This is a genomic window from Streptococcus sp. SS-4456, assembly GCF_036680365.1.
In the GTDB taxonomy this organism is placed as follows: Bacteria; Bacillota; Bacilli; order Lactobacillales; family Streptococcaceae; genus Streptococcus.
This window is the reverse complement of the sequence record NZ_JAVIHI010000006.1, coordinates 33,505-49,693: the sequence shown is the minus strand read 5'-3', so window position 1 is coordinate 49,693 and position 16,189 is coordinate 33,505. Positions and strand designations below refer to the sequence as shown.

The window sequence follows — 16,189 nt, the reverse complement described above, 5'->3', positions numbered from 1 at the left end:
ACTAGTCCTCGTTCAATACATAGCGTTCAACAGCCCAGGCAATGCCGTCTTCATCATTGGTCTTAGGCAAGACTACCTTGGCGGCAGCTTTTATCTCATCTGTGGCATTAGCCATAGCAACACCCATACCAGCCCATTCAATCATAGAAAGGTCATTGCCTTCATCGCCACAAGCCATGACTTCTGACTGGTCAATTCCAAGATGACCAATCAACTTAGCCAAACCATTTGCCTTGTGGACACCTTTGGGGCTCCACTCAAGCAAAATATCACGCGATTTAAAAATCTCAAAACGTTCGTGCAATTCCGCAGGAATTTTCGGAATTTGTGCATCCAAGAAATCTGCATCTACTGCCGACACAGCCTTATTGTAAACGAAGTCCTCTGGCAATTCGTCATCAGTCACCTTGATTTTATTCAAAAGGGGGTTAGCAGTTAAATAGAGAGATTCGTGGGCAGCTGGTAGAGAGTATACATCACCCCCATAGACTGCATCAAGGGGTAAATCAAGTTCATTCGTCACCTGACGAATGGCACGGACTTCCTCAATGGTAAAGCCTACCTTATCCAAAACCCGACCTGTATTTTCTTGAACTAGACCACCATTAAAGGTAATGGAGTACTGTTTTTCACCCAGCAAATTCAATTCTTCCAGAAATGATCCAATGGCTTGTAAGGGACGACCAGTTGTCAAAACCACATAGACACCTCGATCACGTGCAGCCTTTAAAGCTTTTTTATTGGCCTTTGAAATCCGTTTATCAGATGTCAGAAGCGTTCCATCTAAATCTAATGCAATCAACTTAATTGCCATTTACTAATTCCTCCATGTAGGCCAGCACAGCCTCTTCATTACAATGCCCAATAACTAAGTCTGCTTGTGTCTTGACTTCATCAACTGCATTTGCGGTCGCAACAGAAAAGGCTGCCAGCTTCATCATTTCTAGGTCATTTTGGTTATCTCCGAAGGCAATCAAATCCTTTCCAGACAAGCCAAAGTACTTGCATAGATGCGATAAACCAATTCCCTTATGAACACCTGACAAGATAATGTCGATTGAGGTAAAGCCCGTCGTGACAGCAGTCAATTGTTGAAAATGATGATTGATCCATTCTTGCGCTTCTGTACGTATATCCTCATCAATATAGAGATTTAATTTAATAATATCCTCAGAAACATCCTCAAAACGCGGAAGCAAAACAATATCTTGGTAATAGTCTGATAGGACCTGATATAGATCATCTTCAACCGTATCCAACATGTAAGAAGCCTTCAGGCCAGATAGGGTGATATGCTGAGGTTTAACATATCCGCTCTTAATCAGTTCATCCACCAAGGATAGATAGGTTGCTGGTTTAATGGGCTCATCCATGTAAATCGTCTGATTACCATACAGAACTACTGCTCCATTTTCTGCAACCAGGGCAATGTCATCCAAGAAATCCTCGAACAAGAGTTTCAAACCTGGTAGAGAACGACCACTTGCCGCTACAAACAGATAGCCCTCCGTTTTAAATTGAGCAAGTAAGCGGCGAAAACGCTCCTTGTCAAAATGATGATCCTCTCGTAGAAAGGTCCCATCCATATCGCTTGCAATTAGTTTTTTATACAACATACAGTTCCCCTTATTTCTTCTATTATACCATAGTTCCTTCCAAATTCGAAGACTTGCTTCTCTCTTCCCACGCCGTAGGTATAAAAAAATGCATGTAACTATTTGCTAGAGTTACATGCATTTTTCAAGATATTTTCATAAAACTTACACTTTAGAAGGGTAATCCCTCATTTTTCAAGGCCATTATATCACTTTTTTCTATCAAGAATTGATGCTGACTTTGAAAAATGATTTCTGAAAACGAAATTTTCTTCATACATTTGGCCTACTCTCTTCCTTTGGTCCAGTAAAAGTAAAACCAGCGGTTCCCCACTGGTTTTTCTTATTCATTATCCCTTCACCGCAAAGTAATGACCACTTGGGCTAGCAAAGTTAAAGTTAGGGAAAGGTTCCGCATTGACTGGACTGCAAGTATCCGTCAAACCAGCGATGCGTTCTTGAAGACCTTCGATATCGTCTGTTTCAAACAAGATACTTGGCTTCATATCGATCACTTCTGGTGATACTTGGCGAATAAACTCATTTGCATAAACTGTGATAGTCGTTGTAGCTTCAGGATGTGGCTTCATATCAAAAGTTTCATAGCCCATCATCTCAGCTTCATTTAGAATCGTAAAACCAGCTGCAGACCAAAAATCCTTTTCAGCAGCAACATCATCCACATAAAACATCAATCCAAATTCTTTGGTAAACATGATTTCTCCTTTTCATTTCAATGTGGTCTATCAATAATACCACATATTTAACTCAATCTAGTTTATCTTATCAGAATTTTCTTCCTTTTGCAAAACTGGGATTTCTGACAACTCTCTTTTCAAATTCTTAATCTCACTTTTCAATGACATATTCTTAGTCAATCCAAGTAAATATTGAATGAACATACCAATCAAGAGCGAGCCAATTATCACCAAAATCAAGGGCATTCTAAATTGTCCAAATAAATAATTGACCACTACTACCTGACGATTTGTCAATGAAAGAACAACCGTCAAAAGTATGATGAGCACTAAACCAATTAGCGATAATTTCTGTTTCATCTTAACTCCTTTTCTACTATGATAGTCTAGCATATGTAAGTATGAATGGCAAGGAAGTCAACTCACCACGATGGAGAATAAAAATATAATACCAAAAAGATTGTCAACCGCAACATCCAATTTCCCTACTAGAACAGCCTAATCTTGATATAAAGAAAAACGCCTCCCGGCGTTTCCAATCTCCAACTTAAATCGTGGGGTAACCCACTTATAAAGAGAACCGCTTACCAGCAGTTCTCATTTCCGACCTAAAAAGATCCCAAAAATGAACAAAAAGAAAGACCGTCTGCCGACGGTCCCTATTTCCAACCTAAAACAACCCGTCAGGGTGGGGACTAACCAGCTACATGCGGTACTGGTTTTCCTATTTCCAACCTAACCCTTCGCTATTTCATTTCTAGACTCAGGCTGAAATAGTTCGCCGAACTATTTCACTCCCCCGGACTTTGATAATAAGAAAAACGCCTACTGGCGTTTCTCATCTCCAACTAAAAAAGGGCCCAAATCAGATTATAGTGAAAAGTTGCTACCGCAACTTCTCATTTCCAACCTAAAAAGGTCCAAAAAATGAATAAAAGGAAAGACCGTCTGCCGACGGTCCCTATTTCCGACCTAAAACAACCCGTCAGGGTTGTTTTAGCCACCCAGATATGCTTTTTTGACTTCTTCTGAGGCGAGGAGTTCTTTTCCTGTTCCTGAGAGGACGACTTTTCCTGTTTCTAGTACGTAGCCGCGATCTGCGATAGCAAGGGCTTTGTTGGCGTTTTGTTCAATCAAGAGTACGGTTGTTCCTTGTTTTTGGATATCCTGGATGATATCAAAAATTTCTTGAATGAAGATTGGTGCCAAGCCCATTGATGGCTCATCAAGAAGCAAGAGCTTTGGTTGGCTCATCAATGCCCGTCCCATAGCAAGCATTTGTTGTTCACCACCTGAAAGTGTGGCAGCATCTTGGTTCTTACGTTCTTCCAAACGTGGAAAACGTGCGAAGATTTTTTTCAAATTAGCTTGGTTTTCTTCACGGTTGTTACGAAGGAAGGCACCCATTTCTAAGTTTTCCATAACGGTCAAGCCTGCAAAGACATGTCGACCTTCTGGAACTTGTGACAAACCGTCCGCAACGATTTTACGAGCAGGAACTTTCTGAATTTCATTTCCAAGGAAAGAAATAGTTCCAGCTGATGGACGAACAAGTCCCGAAATGGTACGAAGAATAGAGGTTTTACCAGCACCATTGGCACCAATTAAGGTTACAACTTCCCCCTCGTTGACCTCGAAACTGACATCTTTTACAGCCTCGATAACGCCATAGTTGACGGAAAGATTTTTAACTTCTAACATTGTCATTATGCTTCACCTCCAAGGTAGGCTTCAATTACACGCTTATTATTACGGATTTCTTCAGGAGTACCATGGGCAATCAAACGACCGTATTCCAATACATAAATACGTTCTGTTACTTCCATAACCAAGCTCATATCGTGCTCAATCAAGATGATAGTGATACCAAATTCTTCCTTAATTTTACGGATGAGTTGGGTCAATTCTGCCGTTTCCTGCGGGTTCATACCAGCCGCTGGCTCATCCAAGAAAAGAATTTTTGGCTCGGTCGCAAGGGCACGAACGATTTCCAAACGACGTTGTTGACCGTAAGGAAGGTTCTTAGCCAGCGTATCCGCATCGCCATCCAAATCGAAAATTTTCAAGAGGTCAATCGCCTTGTTTTTCAACTCTTCTTCATTTTTGTAGAAGGCAGGAAGTCGAAGGAAACTTGCCAAGACTTCTGCTTTACCATGATTACCAAGACCAATCAAGACATTTTCCAAAACTGTCATATTTTTGAACAAACGGATGTTTTGGAAGGTACGCCCAAGACCAAGAGAGGCAATCTTAGAAGGAGCCTTACCATTCAAGATAGTACCAGCAAGAGAAATGGTTCCTTCACTTGGCTCATAGACACCTGTCAAGAGGTTGAAAAGGGTTGTCTTACCAGCACCGTTAGGACCGATAAGACCGACCAATTCACCCTCATGAAGTTCCATGGTCACATCACCAACGGCAGTCAAACCACCGAAGTTCTTGGTTAAATTTTTTACTTCAAGTAATGCCATTACTTAACCTCCTTCTTCTTGAGCAAGGCTGCCACGCTAAATTCCTTAGTTCCCAACAAGCCACCTGGACGGAAAATCATCAAGAGGATAAGGGCCAATGAGTAGATAATCATGGCGATATCTGAATAGCTCTTGAGGAATACGTTCAAGATACCAAGTACAATCGCTGCAACAAAGGTACCTGTGATAGAACCCAGACCACCCAATACGATGATGATCAAGACGTTAACAGATGTCATGAAGGCAAAGTCTTTAGGAACGATGGTACCTACATAACCTGCATGAAGACCACCTGCAATAGCCGCTGTCATAGCACCGAATACAAAGGCAGATACCTTAACAAAGGTAGGATTAACACCTACTGATTCTGCTGCAATCTCATCTTCACGAACAGAAATAGTTGCACGTCCCATAGGACTACGCAAGAAGTTGACCGTTACAAGAGTTGTGATGATCACAAAAATGTAAACCAAAGGCCAGCTGGTAAAGAGTGGGATGGACATGATACCAGCCGCACCGTTTGTTACAGTACCACCATTGATAATCAAAATACGGATAATCTCAGCAACACCAAGGGTCGCAATCGCAAGGTAGTCACCTTTCAAACGAAGGGTTGGCAGACCAACCAAGAGGGCAACAGCGCCCGCAAGCAACATACCAACAAGCAAAGCGATGGCGAAACCACCATAAGATGGCATCATCTTGCCAAGAATACCTACTGCGTAGGCACCAATAGCCATGAAACCAGCATGACCAAGAGAGAACTGACCTGAGAAACCAACAATGAGGTTAAGACCCACTGCCAAAATAATCTGAATTCCGATTTGTTGTACAATCTGAATATAGTAGAAGTTGAGAATACCAGCTGCAACTAGACCTTGAATAAGACCAAAACCAGCCAATAAGATAGCCAACCAGATTGCATTCACTTTAAGATTTTGCTTCATGGTTACACCTTCTCTTTCACGTTCTTACCAAGGATACCGCTTGGACGCACCAAGAGGATGACAATCAATACTGTATACACAATTGCATCACGGAAGGTATCCAAACCAATCACATAGGTAAATGTTTCAATAATACCGATAACGAAACCACCCAGAGCAGCACCAGGAATAATACCGATACCACCAAGTACCGCTGCTACGAAGGCCTTCAAACCAGGAGTCATACCCATCAAAGGCTCGATTTGGTTGTAGTAAAGACCAAGGAGAACACCTGCAGCACCAGCAAGTGCTGAACCCAGCGCAAATGTAAAGCTAATAGTACGGTTGACGTTAATCCCCATCAATTGCGCCGCATCGCTATCCACAGAAACAGCACGCATGGCTTTACCCATCTTGGTACGTTTTACAATCAACTGCAGAGCAACCATCAAGGTCAAGGCTACTCCTAGGATAATCAACTGGATATTGGTCACTGAAACTGGACCAAGATTGAAGGTCACAGCCTCCATAGCTTGTGGAAAGGCTTTTACATCAGCTGAAAATAATTTAATCATTCCATATTCTAAGAAGAAGGAAACACCGATGGCTGTAATCAAGGCCGCAATACGGGTTGAGTTTCTCAATGGACGATAGGCCAAGAATTCAATGACCACACCAAGAGTAGCTGTTCCAACCATTGCCAAGACTAAGGCAACAAAGAAACGGAGGCTACCATCTGCAATAAAGGTTAAATTATTCAATAGGAAGTAACCCATAAAGGCTCCCATCATGTAAAGGTCCCCGTGGGCAAAGTTAATCAGTCTGATAATTCCGTACACCATGGTATAACCAAGGGCCAAGAGGGCATATACAGAACCAAGAATCAAACCATTGACAAGTTGTTGAAGCATAGGTTCACCAATCTTTCTAAATATTTTTCAAGCTCAATAAGCATTGTTACATTATACAAAATTTTCTGAAAATAGGCAAGTTTTATTATATTTTTTAATCTTTTAAAAATAGGCTAGTCAATTCAAGGGAAAAAGAGGGAAATTCCCTCTTTAACTTGCTTATTATTCTGCTGAAATTGTATCAACCGATGTCTGCTCTCCATCTGTCAAACCAACAATGTAAACTGATTTCACAACATTGTGCTCTGCATCGATAGACATAGTACCTGTAACACCTTCGAAATCTTTCAAAGCTGCAAGGTTGTCTTTGAGTGCCTTAGAATCAGCTGCACCTTCTGCTGCTTTAGCTGCCATGTAAACTGAGTCATATGCAAGCGCTGAGAACATCGATGGCTCTTCATTGTATTCTTTCTTATATGCATCGTAAAACGCTTGTGCTTTCTCACTAGCTGATGTTACGAATGCTGAAAGATAGTATACATTTGATGCTGCTGAAGCTGTTGCCAATTCAGTAAATTGTGGTGAGTCGAAACCGTCAGAACCAAGAATTGGTTGATTCAAGCCAAGTCCACGAGCTTGTTTCACAATTGTACCTGTTTCGTTGTAGTAACCAGGCATGATGATGGCATCAAACTCAGCATCTTTCAATTTAGTCAAAGCTGCTTGGAAGTCTTTATCTCCTGAAGCAAATGTGATTTCAGAAACAATCTCACCAGTGTAAGCTTTCTTGAAAGCTTCTGCTACACCCTTACCATAGTCAGAAGAGTTGTCATAGTAAAGAACAACTTTCTTAGCTGACATGTTTTCTGTCGCATACTTAGCCATAATTTGACCTTGGTATCCATCAGTAAATGTTGCACGGAAGAAATAATCTTGAACTTCACCTTTGCCATTTACTACAAGGTTTGTTTGCGTACCTGAAGGTGAGATCATTGGAATACCAGCTGAAGTTAATGCAGGGATAGATGCTGCTGAAGCACCAGATGTTGCAGGTCCAATGACAAGGTTTACACCTTCACTTGCCAAGCTAGTAGCAACAGAAGCTGCTTCTGCTGTTTCAGACTTGTTGTCTTTTGTAACAACTTCAATTTGCTTCCCATCAATACCACCTGCTGCATTGATTTCTTTCACAGCCAAGTTTGCACCTTTTTCTTCAGTTTGTCCGTATGAAGATACAGCACCTGACAATTCCAAGTTGTAACCAATTTTAAATGTATCACCAACACTTGAACCAGTTGCTGAAGAATTGGTTGTCGAAACATTACCACAGGCAGCAAGTAGGGCTGCTGAGGCAAAGGTAGCAAGTGCTACTGCAAATTTTCTTGTTTTCATGAAAACTCCTTAAATCTTTCTTAAATTTTGCGATGTATCTAATATACTGAATTATCAGAAAATTGTCAACAAAAAAAGAAAAATTTTTAAAAAAATATTTTTCCACAAAAAAGCGAGTAGACTAAACCTCGACTACTCACTCATTTCACCATTAAATAATTGGTTCCTCTTCCCGCCACAAGCTACCAACGAAATTTTGATCTAGCTCCTTAATATAGGAAGGAAGAACCTTCTTAACAAATTTTTCCTTTTTTAATTTTTGGATGATAAGCTCAGACTGATCCTTATCCATATAAATCAGAACATAACGCAATTTCTTTGAATGATAATGGATATCTCCGTACTGATTTAGCTTTCTAGCATCTCGATTGTAATGCAAATACACAGTCAGGCAGGTCCGTTCTCTCTTCTCAAACATGATTTCTCCTCTAAAACTTCTCTTGTTTTATTATACCTTTTTCAGAGGAAAATGAAAAGGTCAAACTTAGCGGAATGGAAAAAGGAGGCTCAAACGCCTCCTCATCAGCTTATTTGGCTTTCGTATTGTCCATAATTTGGTCAATAAATCCGTAAGCTAGTGTTTCTTCTGCTGTCATCCAGTAATCGCGTTCGGCATCCTTGTGGATTTGTTTCACTGTTTTACCTGAATTGTCAGCCAAGATTTTTTCTAATTTGTTACGGGTTTTGAGCAAGTGTTCTGCAGCGATGGCCATATCCGTTTGCTGAGTACCGCCACCAGTTCCACCCATTGGCTGGTGAATCATGTATTCCGCATTTGGCAACATGAAACGTTTGCCTTTGGCACCACTTGAAGCGATAATTGTACCCATGCTAGCTGCTGTTCCCATAACGATTGTTTGTACATCAGCCTTGATAAAATTCATCGTATCTACAATAGCTAGACCAGCTGACACAGATCCACCAGGTGTATTTACATAAAGGTAAATATCTTTGGTTGGGTCTTGGGCATCAAGGAAAAGCAACTGGGCAATGATAGAATTTGCCATATTATCCTCAACTGGTCCTGTCAGCATGATAATACGATCTTTCAATAGGCGTGAGTAAATATCATACGAACGTTCACCACGGCTAGTTTGTTCAATAACTACTGGAATCATACGAATCCTCCTTTATTTCAATAACAAGTATGAACCCATTATATAGAATTAGTCAAAATTGGTCAAATAAAAACCACGATTTCTGGAAATCAAAAAGAAACCAGCACAGCTGATTTCTCAAATACATTATTTTGTACCGAACAAGCGGTCCCCAGCGTCACCAAGACCTGGAACAATGTAGCCTTTTTCATTGAGTTTTTCATCCAAAGCTGCCGTGTAGATATCAATATCTGGATGAGCTTCTTGAAGAGCTTTGACTCCTTCTGGAGCTGAAACTAGGGCAACAAATTTGATATTTGAAGCGCCACGTTTTTTCAAGGAATCAACAGCCAAGATTGCTGAACCACCTGTGGCAAGCATTGGGTCAACTACAAAAATATGGCGTTGGTCGATATCTTCTGGTAATTTCACAAGGTATTCAACTGGTTGAAGGGTCTCTTCATCACGATACATACCGATGTGACCAACCTTAGCTGCTGGTACCAAGCTTAGCAAACCATCGACCATCCCAACACCTGCACGAAGGATTGGTACAATGGCCAATTTCTTACCAGCAATTTGCTTTTGAACCGTCTTGGTAATTGGTGTTTCAATTTCCACATCTTCTAATGGTAAGTCACGCAAAACTTCGTAACCCATAAGCATGGCAATCTCATTTACCAACTCACGAAAATCCTTTGTAGAAGTCGATGTACGACGAAGGATTGACAACTTATGCTGAATGAGTGGGTGTGAAATAACTTGGAATTTACCCATGATGATAAAACCTCTCTTTTTTGTTTTTTCTATTTTACCAAAAAATTCGGAAAAATGCTTGGGAAATGAAAAGAAGTACTACTTATTTTTTGAAAACGATAGCTTCGTAAGGTCTCAATACAGACTTATCAAAAATTACTTTATTATCGTAATTATGCATAAACAAGGAATAGTCCTCAAGTGATAAGGCGTACGCTTGCTCTTCACTTGTGAAATTAACTAAAATAATGAAATTATCTTCTTCATCATATTTTCGATAGGCCATTACTAAGTTGTTCCCTGTCTCCATCACTTCATATTTTCCTTCAGACATACAAGGATACTCTTTCCGAAGAGCAATCAATTTTTGATAAGTATAGAACAGCGAATTTTTATCTGCAAGTGCTTTCTCAACGTTGATGTCTTTGACAGTATCTCCCAAAGCCAGCCAGGCTTGACCTGTACTGAAGCCTGCTCCTTCTTCTCCTGTCCATTGCATTGGACGGCGAGCATTATCACGACCTTTGGCATTAATAGCAGTAATCAATTCCTCCTTGGTGAAGCCATTTTCAATCCGTTCCGCATACATGCGACGTGTTTCAATATCATCCGCTTGGCTAATATCCGTAATCGATGTATTAATCATACCAATTTCCTCACCTTGGTAGATATAAGGTGTCCCTGACATAAAATGAAGATAAATAGCCAACATTTTACCACTTAGTTCACGAAATGCTGGTCGATCATCACCGAAGCGAGAAATGGCACGAGGTAAATCATGGTTATTCCAGAAAAGTGAGTTCCAACCTTTACCAACCAGTTCAGTCTGCCATTTGGATAGAACCTTATGCAAACGAGCTGGATCAAGCGGTGCCAAATCCCACTTTTCTTTTCCTTCCTGCTGATCCAGTCCGACATGTTCAAATTGGAAAATCATCGAAAATTCTTTTCGGTCAGGATGCGAATATAACTGAGCATTTTCTGGATTGGCACTCCATGTCTCCCCAACAGTCACTAAGTCGTATGCACCAAAAGTTTTCTCATTTAATTCCTGAATAAGAGGATGAAGAGTCGGTCCATCGGCTGTAATTAATTTTTCCGGTTCTTTTCCAATCAAATCAATAACATCTAGCCTGAAACCGCCAACACCTTTTTCAATCCAAAAATTGATCATGTCCCAGATTTCTTGTTTCAGAGCAGGATTTTTCCAGTTCAGATCTGGTTGCTTAACAGAGAATTGGTGGAGGTAGTATTTGTTCAGATGTGGAACGTATTCCCAAGCAGAGCCTGAGAAGGTCGAGCGTAATTCATTCGGTTCATCAGCCCAAACATAATAGTCATAATAAGGATTATCTGGACCTTTGAGGGCTTCTTGAAACCAGAAGTGTTCATCCGAGGTATGATTGAGCACCAAATCCATGATTATTTTAATATTACGCTTATGGCCTTCTGCAATCAGCTCTTCCATATCTTCCATGGTCCCAAATTCGGGAGCAATTCCCTGGTAGTCACTGATGTCGTAACCATTGTCATCCATGGGGGACTGATAAACAGGACTGAGCCAAATAGCATCAATTCCTAGCTCGTGAAGATAATCTAATCGGCTGATAATCCCTCGAATATCCCCTACTCCATCTCCATTTGAATCTTGAAAGCTACGAGGATAAATTTGGTAAATGACGGACTTCTTCCACCAATCTGTTTTTTGTATTTCTGACATTTGATTGATCCTTTCTGCACAATCTTATTTAAGCAAGAAAAAGAGGAATCCCCCTCTTTCTATATAATCATATTATAACTCAATTGTGGTCATTTTGCCCTCTTCAATTTCAACAATTTCAAAGGATTTTTCTTTTAGGTTAGCTGTTAGGCGAGCAGACACCCCTGCATCTTGATTATCCCAGAAAATTTCCATACTTGTTTCATCCAGCATCTTAACGGAGAACTCTCCGTCGAAAGCTGGACTTGTATTGCGGAATTTAAGGAGTTTGAACAAGGATTGTACCACAGGACGTTGCACTTCCTGCTCAATTTCTTCTAAATCATAGTAATGGCGATTGATATTGCGGCCTTCCTTGCTTGATTCTAAAAGTTCAATATCATTTTCGCCTGCTAGCAAACCAACATAGTAAATTTGTGGAATACCTGGTGCAAAACATTGGAGAACACGCGCTAATAGGTAAGCTTGATCGTTATTGCCAAGGGCAGAATAATAAGTACAGTTAATTTGATAAATATCCAAATTATTATAGGCTTCGGTACTATAAATTTTCTTGACATTGGCACCTTGTGCATACAAGGCTTCACGCGTTTCCTCCGTCTCCTCATCCGTCAGCAAATCCTTAACATCCACAACACCGATTCCATCATGTGTATCAAGAGTTGTAAATTGCTTGCGAGGGCAAATCTCCATCCAGTGTACCAGACGATTGACATGACCGGAATACAAAGCGTGGAGAACCAGCATTGGCAAGGCAAAGTCATAAACATAATAATCTTGCTCGGCAATTTTCTGCTGAATGGTATAGTGTTCATGAATTTCTGGTAAGATTTCCACATCTTTTGGCGCCAATAACTGACGTGGAAAATGGAGCATTTCCCAAATATCAGGCTCCACAAAGAAACAGTTGGTTCCGATTTTTTTATTGGCATAAGCAAAGGCGTCCAAACGAATAATCGAAGCACCATGCTCTGCCAACTGTTCCAAATTTTCTTGGATGAACCGGCGTGTTGTCTCTGTAGTCACATCCAAGTCAATCTGTTGCTCATCAAAGGTACACCATACCTTCTCCTCACTACCATCAGCGAATGTTGCAATTCGATATGGAGCACGAGGTTTACGCTTATAGATTAAATCAACATCTTCTTGCGTTGGCTCACCATTTGGCCAAAAGTTTTTATAGCGAATAAACAAATCCGCATAAGCTGATTCATCTTTCTTTTCAAGAAAATCAAGGAAATATGGAGATTTTGCAGAAATATGATTGATCATAAAATCGAACATCAGATAGTAGTCCTTACTCAATGCTTCAATATCTGACCAGTCTCCAAATGCAGGATCTACCTTTGTATAATCCATTGGTGCAAACCCACGGTCACCTGATGATGGGAAAAACGGCAGAATATGGATACCTCCCACAACATCCTTTAACGGTCCCTCTAGAACTTTTTTCAAATCCTTGAGATTCTTGCCTAAACTATCCGAATAGGTAATTAACATAGCTTGGTTTTTAATTTTCATTGACACTCTCCTTTGTAAGCCTTTTCTTTTGTGTTTTTTAGAAAAGGTTGAACAAGTCAACCTTTGTAATTATTTGACAGAACCACTTGTCATACCTGAAATAATATGTTTCTGGAAGACAAGGTATACCAATAAGATTGGGATAATCCCCACCACATAGGAGGCAAATGATGGACCATAGTCACTAAAATACATACCTTGGTAATTGTATTGGAAAAGTGGCAAGGTCCACATGCTTTGATCACGGTTCAATACTAGTAAAGGCAAGAGGAAATCGTTCCAGACCCAGAGGGCATTGATAATCAAAACGGTTGCATGCATAGGTTTCATGAGTGGGAAAATGATTTTCCAATACATAGTAAATTTATCACAACCGTCAATAGCTGCCGCCTCATCCATTTCTTCAGGAACAATGGTCTTAATATAGCCAACATAGAGGAAGAGGGCCTGAGGAACTGCATAGGTCAAATATAGAATAATCAAACCGACAATATTGTTCAAACCAAGGCTTGACATTAATTTGGTCATTGGGAGCATAATCACTTGGAAAGGTACAAAAATCCCAATAATCAAGAAAAAGTAGATAAAGTTAAACACTGTCTGGCGTTTCATTTGACGGGCTACGGCGAAAGCTGCCATTGGAATAACAAGTAGAATCAAGCCAATTGCTACAATCGTAATCAAGGCTGAATTACCAAAATATTGTACAATCCCATCATTAAACAGGCGTTCATAGTTGCTCAATGTAAACTCTTGTGGCAAACCAAAGAAATTTCCTGTAATTTCCTTTGTTGGTTTAAAAGAACTGATAATGGTTACCAATAGTGGAATAAACATGAACAATATCCCACTAAAGAGAACTAAGTAAACCCACCAATTTTTCTGTTTGTGCTTGTTCATATTTACTCTCCTATACTTCAAATTTCTTCGAAATTCTCATCTGAATCAATGAAATCACAATGATAAAGATAAAGAGGACCACCGCTAAAGCATTCGCATACGAAAACTTATTATCAACAAAGGCATAGTTATAGACTAGTAAACCAAGTGATTCTGTCTTGCCATCTGGGCCACCACTTGTCAGTGCAAAGATAAGGTCAAATGCTGTCAAACCTGACTTCATTGCCAAGATGAAAACCATACTGATAGATGGTAATAAGAACGGAAGTTCAATATTGAAAAATTGTTGAGAACGAGTAGCTCCATCGATTGCAGCTGCTTCTTTCACATCTTCTGGAATACTCTGTAAACCTGATAAGAAAATGATAACTGGCATAGCCAAACCTTGCCATAGTGCCACAAAAATCACTGCTGGGATAACAGTATTCTCCTGTACCAACAAGTTTTCCATCAACCAATCGATACGGAGGATTTCTCCAATCTGTGTAAAACCATAGTTGAATAATTGAACAAAAATCAAGCCTAAAGTAACGGTTGAAAGTACCGCAGGGAAGAAATACCATGTTCTAAAGAAACCAACCGCCTTTATCTTACGATTAAGCAAGGTAGCCAACCAGATTCCGATAACTATTTCTCCAATGACCAAACCAATGGTGAAGATAATGGTAAAAGTCATAGACGTATAAAAATCAGGATTTTTTAAAATATCTAAGTAATTCTGAATACCGATTAGTTTGAAATCAGATGTCAATCCATTCCAATCCGTCAAGCTATAATAGATACCTGTAAATAGGGGATAGAAGAAAAAGATTAACTGTAGGCCAATTGGTATGGCAACAAATAGATAGGGCCAATATTTGGCAATAAAACCTTTTTGATTCATCATGGTACTCCTTTTTTCTAAAATATAGTTGCTTAGGGTCAGTTTGAATGGAGTAGTTAGGGGATTTTCAAACCAACCCTAAGCAACTATAAAGAAGAGCTAGGCTAATCTAGCCCTCCTTATAGTTTTCTTGTCTTATTTTTTCATCGGATCAAAGAATGCATTTAGTTTCTTAACTAATTCTGTAGAATTTGGATTTTTCACTGCTTCTACTGTAATATTCCAGAATTCTTCCTCTGATTCCCATTCAGATTGCAACCAAACTACGTGTTTATCAGTAAAGGCATATTGTGTCACTCCGGCTGTTTCTTCAAACTTACCTTCTGTATCTACACCTTCAACAGAGGTTGGAGAACCATCTACATCATAGTATTTTTGCATTACTTCTGGACGAGAGAGGTATTCTAGGAATTTTTTAGACTCTTCTGGGTGCTCTGACTCAGCCGATACTGATAGAGCAAGGTCAGCTGCACCAATGGTATAGTCACCACCTTCTTTATCACCAGGGAAGGTAAACATACCATATTCAAATTCTGGTTCTTGTTGGTTTACAGCTGTAGCTGCCCAAGTACCTTGTGGAAGCATGAGAGCATCTCCTGCTGCAAAGGCTGCCACCGCATCTGCATAAAGCGCACCAGTTGCCCCTTTTTGTCCATTATCTGTCAACAGTTGTAAGCGTTCTAGAACTGCTTTTGTTGTAGCATCATCTTGAATTGCTCCCTTTGCACTGCGGATTAGAATATCTTCTGCGCCATCAAATCCACCCGCAACAGTTACCCAAGCTAACTGATGATATCCGTTCAATGACCAAGCATCGTTCAATGAAAGAGCAAACGGTGCTGCACTGCCATCAGCCTTGATTTTGTCTACCAAAGCCACAAATTCTGTATAGGTAGTTGGAACTTCGAGACCCAATTCTTTGAACTTATCTTTATTATAGTAAATACCATAGGCATTTGCTGTCAAAGGAAGGGTGTAATTTTTTTCATTAACAAGATATGGCGTTACAGCACCTTCTTTTAGATGACTGAGACCTGCATCATCTCCAATTTCTAGGAAACGACCATCCGCCGCGTATGCTTTGAAGTCCGCATTTTGTGGATAAATGTTAATCACATCTGGCGCTTCATTGTTGGCCATACGGGTTTTCAAAACAGTTCCTGCATCTGGTACATTTGAAAATTTAACATCAATCGTAGGATTTTCTTTTTCAAATTCATCAATAATTTCCTGAAGAGTAGCCTGCATTTCAGGTTTTTGTGAGAAATATTCTATTTCTACCTTATCGCTACTACTTGCATTCCCACAAGCAACCAAAAAGCTGGCAAAAGCACAAACCGATGCACATTTTAAAAATGTTTTCATTTTCATTATAAAAT

17 protein-coding genes are annotated in these 16,189 nt (G+C 40.0%); all 17 read right to left on the bottom strand.

Annotated elements, in window-relative coordinates; translation table 11 throughout:
- Position 1: 1 nt before the first annotated feature.
- Positions 2–814, bottom strand: a complete 813-nt coding sequence (locus RFK25_RS02980; RefSeq protein ID WP_332411390.1) for a Cof-type HAD-IIB family hydrolase — start codon at positions 812–814, stop codon at positions 2–4.
- Positions 804–1,616 carry a Cof-type HAD-IIB family hydrolase gene (locus RFK25_RS02975; protein WP_332411389.1) on the bottom strand — a complete coding sequence of 271 codons (813 nt, stop codon included), beginning with the start codon at positions 1,614–1,616 and terminating at the stop codon, positions 804–806. The genes RFK25_RS02980 and RFK25_RS02975 overlap by 11 nt, the downstream gene beginning before the upstream one ends.
- 329 nt (positions 1,617–1,945) lie before the next feature.
- On the bottom strand, positions 1,946–2,311 hold the full coding sequence (locus RFK25_RS02970) for a glyoxalase (protein WP_332411388.1): 366 nt from the start codon (positions 2,309–2,311) through the stop codon (positions 1,946–1,948).
- Between the two features lie 57 nt (positions 2,312–2,368).
- The gene (locus RFK25_RS02965) at positions 2,369–2,653 is read right to left on the bottom strand and encodes a LapA family protein (protein ID WP_332411387.1); all 285 of its coding nucleotides are present in this window, start codon (positions 2,651–2,653) and stop codon (positions 2,369–2,371) included.
- A gap of 636 nt (positions 2,654–3,289) precedes the next feature.
- Entirely contained in the window at positions 3,290–4,000 is a 711-nt protein-coding gene (locus tag RFK25_RS02960; RefSeq protein WP_332411385.1) for an ABC transporter ATP-binding protein, read from the bottom strand.
- On the bottom strand, positions 4,000–4,764 hold the full coding sequence (locus RFK25_RS02955; protein WP_332411384.1) for an ABC transporter ATP-binding protein: 765 nt from the start codon (positions 4,762–4,764) through the stop codon (positions 4,000–4,002). The genes RFK25_RS02960 and RFK25_RS02955 overlap by 1 nt, the downstream gene beginning before the upstream one ends.
- Positions 4,764–5,711, bottom strand: coding sequence for a branched-chain amino acid ABC transporter permease (locus RFK25_RS02950; protein ID WP_332411382.1), 948 nt, complete (start codon positions 5,709–5,711; stop codon positions 4,764–4,766). Before RFK25_RS02950 ends, RFK25_RS02955 begins: the two co-directional genes overlap by 1 nt.
- Before the next feature lie 2 nt (positions 5,712–5,713).
- The gene (locus RFK25_RS02945) at positions 5,714–6,601 is read right to left on the bottom strand and encodes a branched-chain amino acid ABC transporter permease (RefSeq protein ID WP_105118804.1); all 888 of its coding nucleotides are present in this window, start codon (positions 6,599–6,601) and stop codon (positions 5,714–5,716) included.
- A 162-nt stretch (positions 6,602–6,763) separates the two neighbouring features.
- A complete protein-coding gene (locus RFK25_RS02940) occupies positions 6,764–7,933 on the bottom strand; it encodes an ABC transporter substrate-binding protein (RefSeq protein WP_332411380.1) in 1,170 nt (389 codons plus the stop codon).
- Between the two features lie 151 nt (positions 7,934–8,084).
- On the bottom strand, positions 8,085–8,351 hold the full coding sequence (locus tag RFK25_RS02935) for a DUF2129 domain-containing protein (protein ID WP_105124206.1): 267 nt from the start codon (positions 8,349–8,351) through the stop codon (positions 8,085–8,087).
- A 109-nt stretch (positions 8,352–8,460) separates the two neighbouring features.
- Positions 8,461–9,051 (bottom strand): ATP-dependent Clp protease proteolytic subunit, encoded by a 591-nt coding sequence (locus RFK25_RS02930; RefSeq protein ID WP_074389118.1) that lies wholly within the window; start codon positions 9,049–9,051, stop codon positions 8,461–8,463.
- 126 nt (positions 9,052–9,177) lie between these two features.
- Positions 9,178–9,807 carry a uracil phosphoribosyltransferase gene (gene upp, locus RFK25_RS02925; protein WP_002937309.1) on the bottom strand — a complete coding sequence of 210 codons (630 nt, stop codon included), beginning with the start codon at positions 9,805–9,807 and terminating at the stop codon, positions 9,178–9,180.
- 82 nt (positions 9,808–9,889) lie between these two features.
- Positions 9,890–11,506 carry a glycoside hydrolase family 13 protein gene (locus RFK25_RS02920; RefSeq protein ID WP_332411376.1) on the bottom strand — a complete coding sequence of 539 codons (1,617 nt, stop codon included), beginning with the start codon at positions 11,504–11,506 and terminating at the stop codon, positions 9,890–9,892.
- Positions 11,507–11,578: 72 nt separating this feature from the next.
- Entirely contained in the window at positions 11,579–13,027 is a 1,449-nt protein-coding gene (gtfA, locus tag RFK25_RS02915; RefSeq protein WP_105110050.1) for a sucrose phosphorylase, read from the bottom strand.
- Between the two features lie 69 nt (positions 13,028–13,096).
- Positions 13,097–13,927: a carbohydrate ABC transporter permease gene (locus tag RFK25_RS02910; RefSeq protein ID WP_044686342.1), complete on the bottom strand. Its 831-nt coding sequence runs from the start codon at positions 13,925–13,927 to the stop codon at positions 13,097–13,099.
- 10 nt (positions 13,928–13,937) lie between these two features.
- Positions 13,938–14,810: a carbohydrate ABC transporter permease gene (locus tag RFK25_RS02905; protein ID WP_332411435.1), complete on the bottom strand. Its 873-nt coding sequence runs from the start codon at positions 14,808–14,810 to the stop codon at positions 13,938–13,940.
- 135 nt (positions 14,811–14,945) lie between these two features.
- Positions 14,946–16,181, bottom strand: coding sequence for an extracellular solute-binding protein (locus tag RFK25_RS02900; protein ID WP_332411373.1), 1,236 nt, complete (start codon positions 16,179–16,181; stop codon positions 14,946–14,948).
- Positions 16,182–16,189: the final 8 nt, after the last annotated feature.

Excerpts from the sequence above, each read along its gene's own strand:
- RFK25_RS02965 (WP_332411387.1), bottom strand. The coding sequence starts at position 2,653 with ATGAAACAGAAATTATCGCTAATTGGTTTAGTGCTCATCATACTTTTG.
- RFK25_RS02945 (WP_105118804.1), bottom strand. The coding sequence starts at position 6,601 with ATGCTTCAACAACTTGTCAATGGTTTGATTCTTGGTTCTGTATATGCC.
- RFK25_RS02950 (WP_332411382.1), bottom strand. The coding sequence starts at position 5,711 with ATGAAGCAAAATCTTAAAGTGAATGCAATCTGGTTGGCTATCTTATTG.
- RFK25_RS02900 (WP_332411373.1), bottom strand. The coding sequence starts at position 16,181 with ATGAAAATGAAAACATTTTTAAAATGTGCATCGGTTTGTGCTTTTGCC.
- gtfA (WP_105110050.1), bottom strand. The coding sequence starts at position 13,027 with ATGAAAATTAAAAACCAAGCTATGTTAATTACCTATTCGGATAGTTTA.
- RFK25_RS02920 (WP_332411376.1), bottom strand. The coding sequence starts at position 11,506 with ATGTCAGAAATACAAAAAACAGATTGGTGGAAGAAGTCCGTCATTTAC.
- RFK25_RS02975 (WP_332411389.1), bottom strand. The coding sequence starts at position 1,616 with ATGTTGTATAAAAAACTAATTGCAAGCGATATGGATGGGACCTTTCTA.
- RFK25_RS02905 (WP_332411435.1), bottom strand. The coding sequence starts at position 14,810 with ATGAATCAAAAAGGTTTTATTGCCAAATATTGGCCCTATCTATTTGTT.
- RFK25_RS02980 (WP_332411390.1), bottom strand. The coding sequence starts at position 814 with ATGGCAATTAAGTTGATTGCATTAGATTTAGATGGAACGCTTCTGACA.
- RFK25_RS02930 (WP_074389118.1), bottom strand. The coding sequence starts at position 9,051 with ATGATTCCAGTAGTTATTGAACAAACTAGCCGTGGTGAACGTTCGTAT.
- RFK25_RS02955 (WP_332411384.1), bottom strand. The coding sequence starts at position 4,764 with ATGGCATTACTTGAAGTAAAAAATTTAACCAAGAACTTCGGTGGTTTG.
- RFK25_RS02940 (WP_332411380.1), bottom strand. The coding sequence starts at position 7,933 with ATGAAAACAAGAAAATTTGCAGTAGCACTTGCTACCTTTGCCTCAGCA.
- RFK25_RS02910 (WP_044686342.1), bottom strand. The coding sequence starts at position 13,927 with ATGAACAAGCACAAACAGAAAAATTGGTGGGTTTACTTAGTTCTCTTT.
- upp (WP_002937309.1), bottom strand. The coding sequence starts at position 9,807 with ATGGGTAAATTCCAAGTTATTTCACACCCACTCATTCAGCATAAGTTG.
- RFK25_RS02970 (WP_332411388.1), bottom strand. The coding sequence starts at position 2,311 with ATGTTTACCAAAGAATTTGGATTGATGTTTTATGTGGATGATGTTGCT.
- RFK25_RS02960 (WP_332411385.1), bottom strand. The coding sequence starts at position 4,000 with ATGACAATGTTAGAAGTTAAAAATCTTTCCGTCAACTATGGCGTTATC.
- RFK25_RS02935 (WP_105124206.1), bottom strand. The coding sequence starts at position 8,351 with ATGTTTGAGAAGAGAGAACGGACCTGCCTGACTGTGTATTTGCATTAC.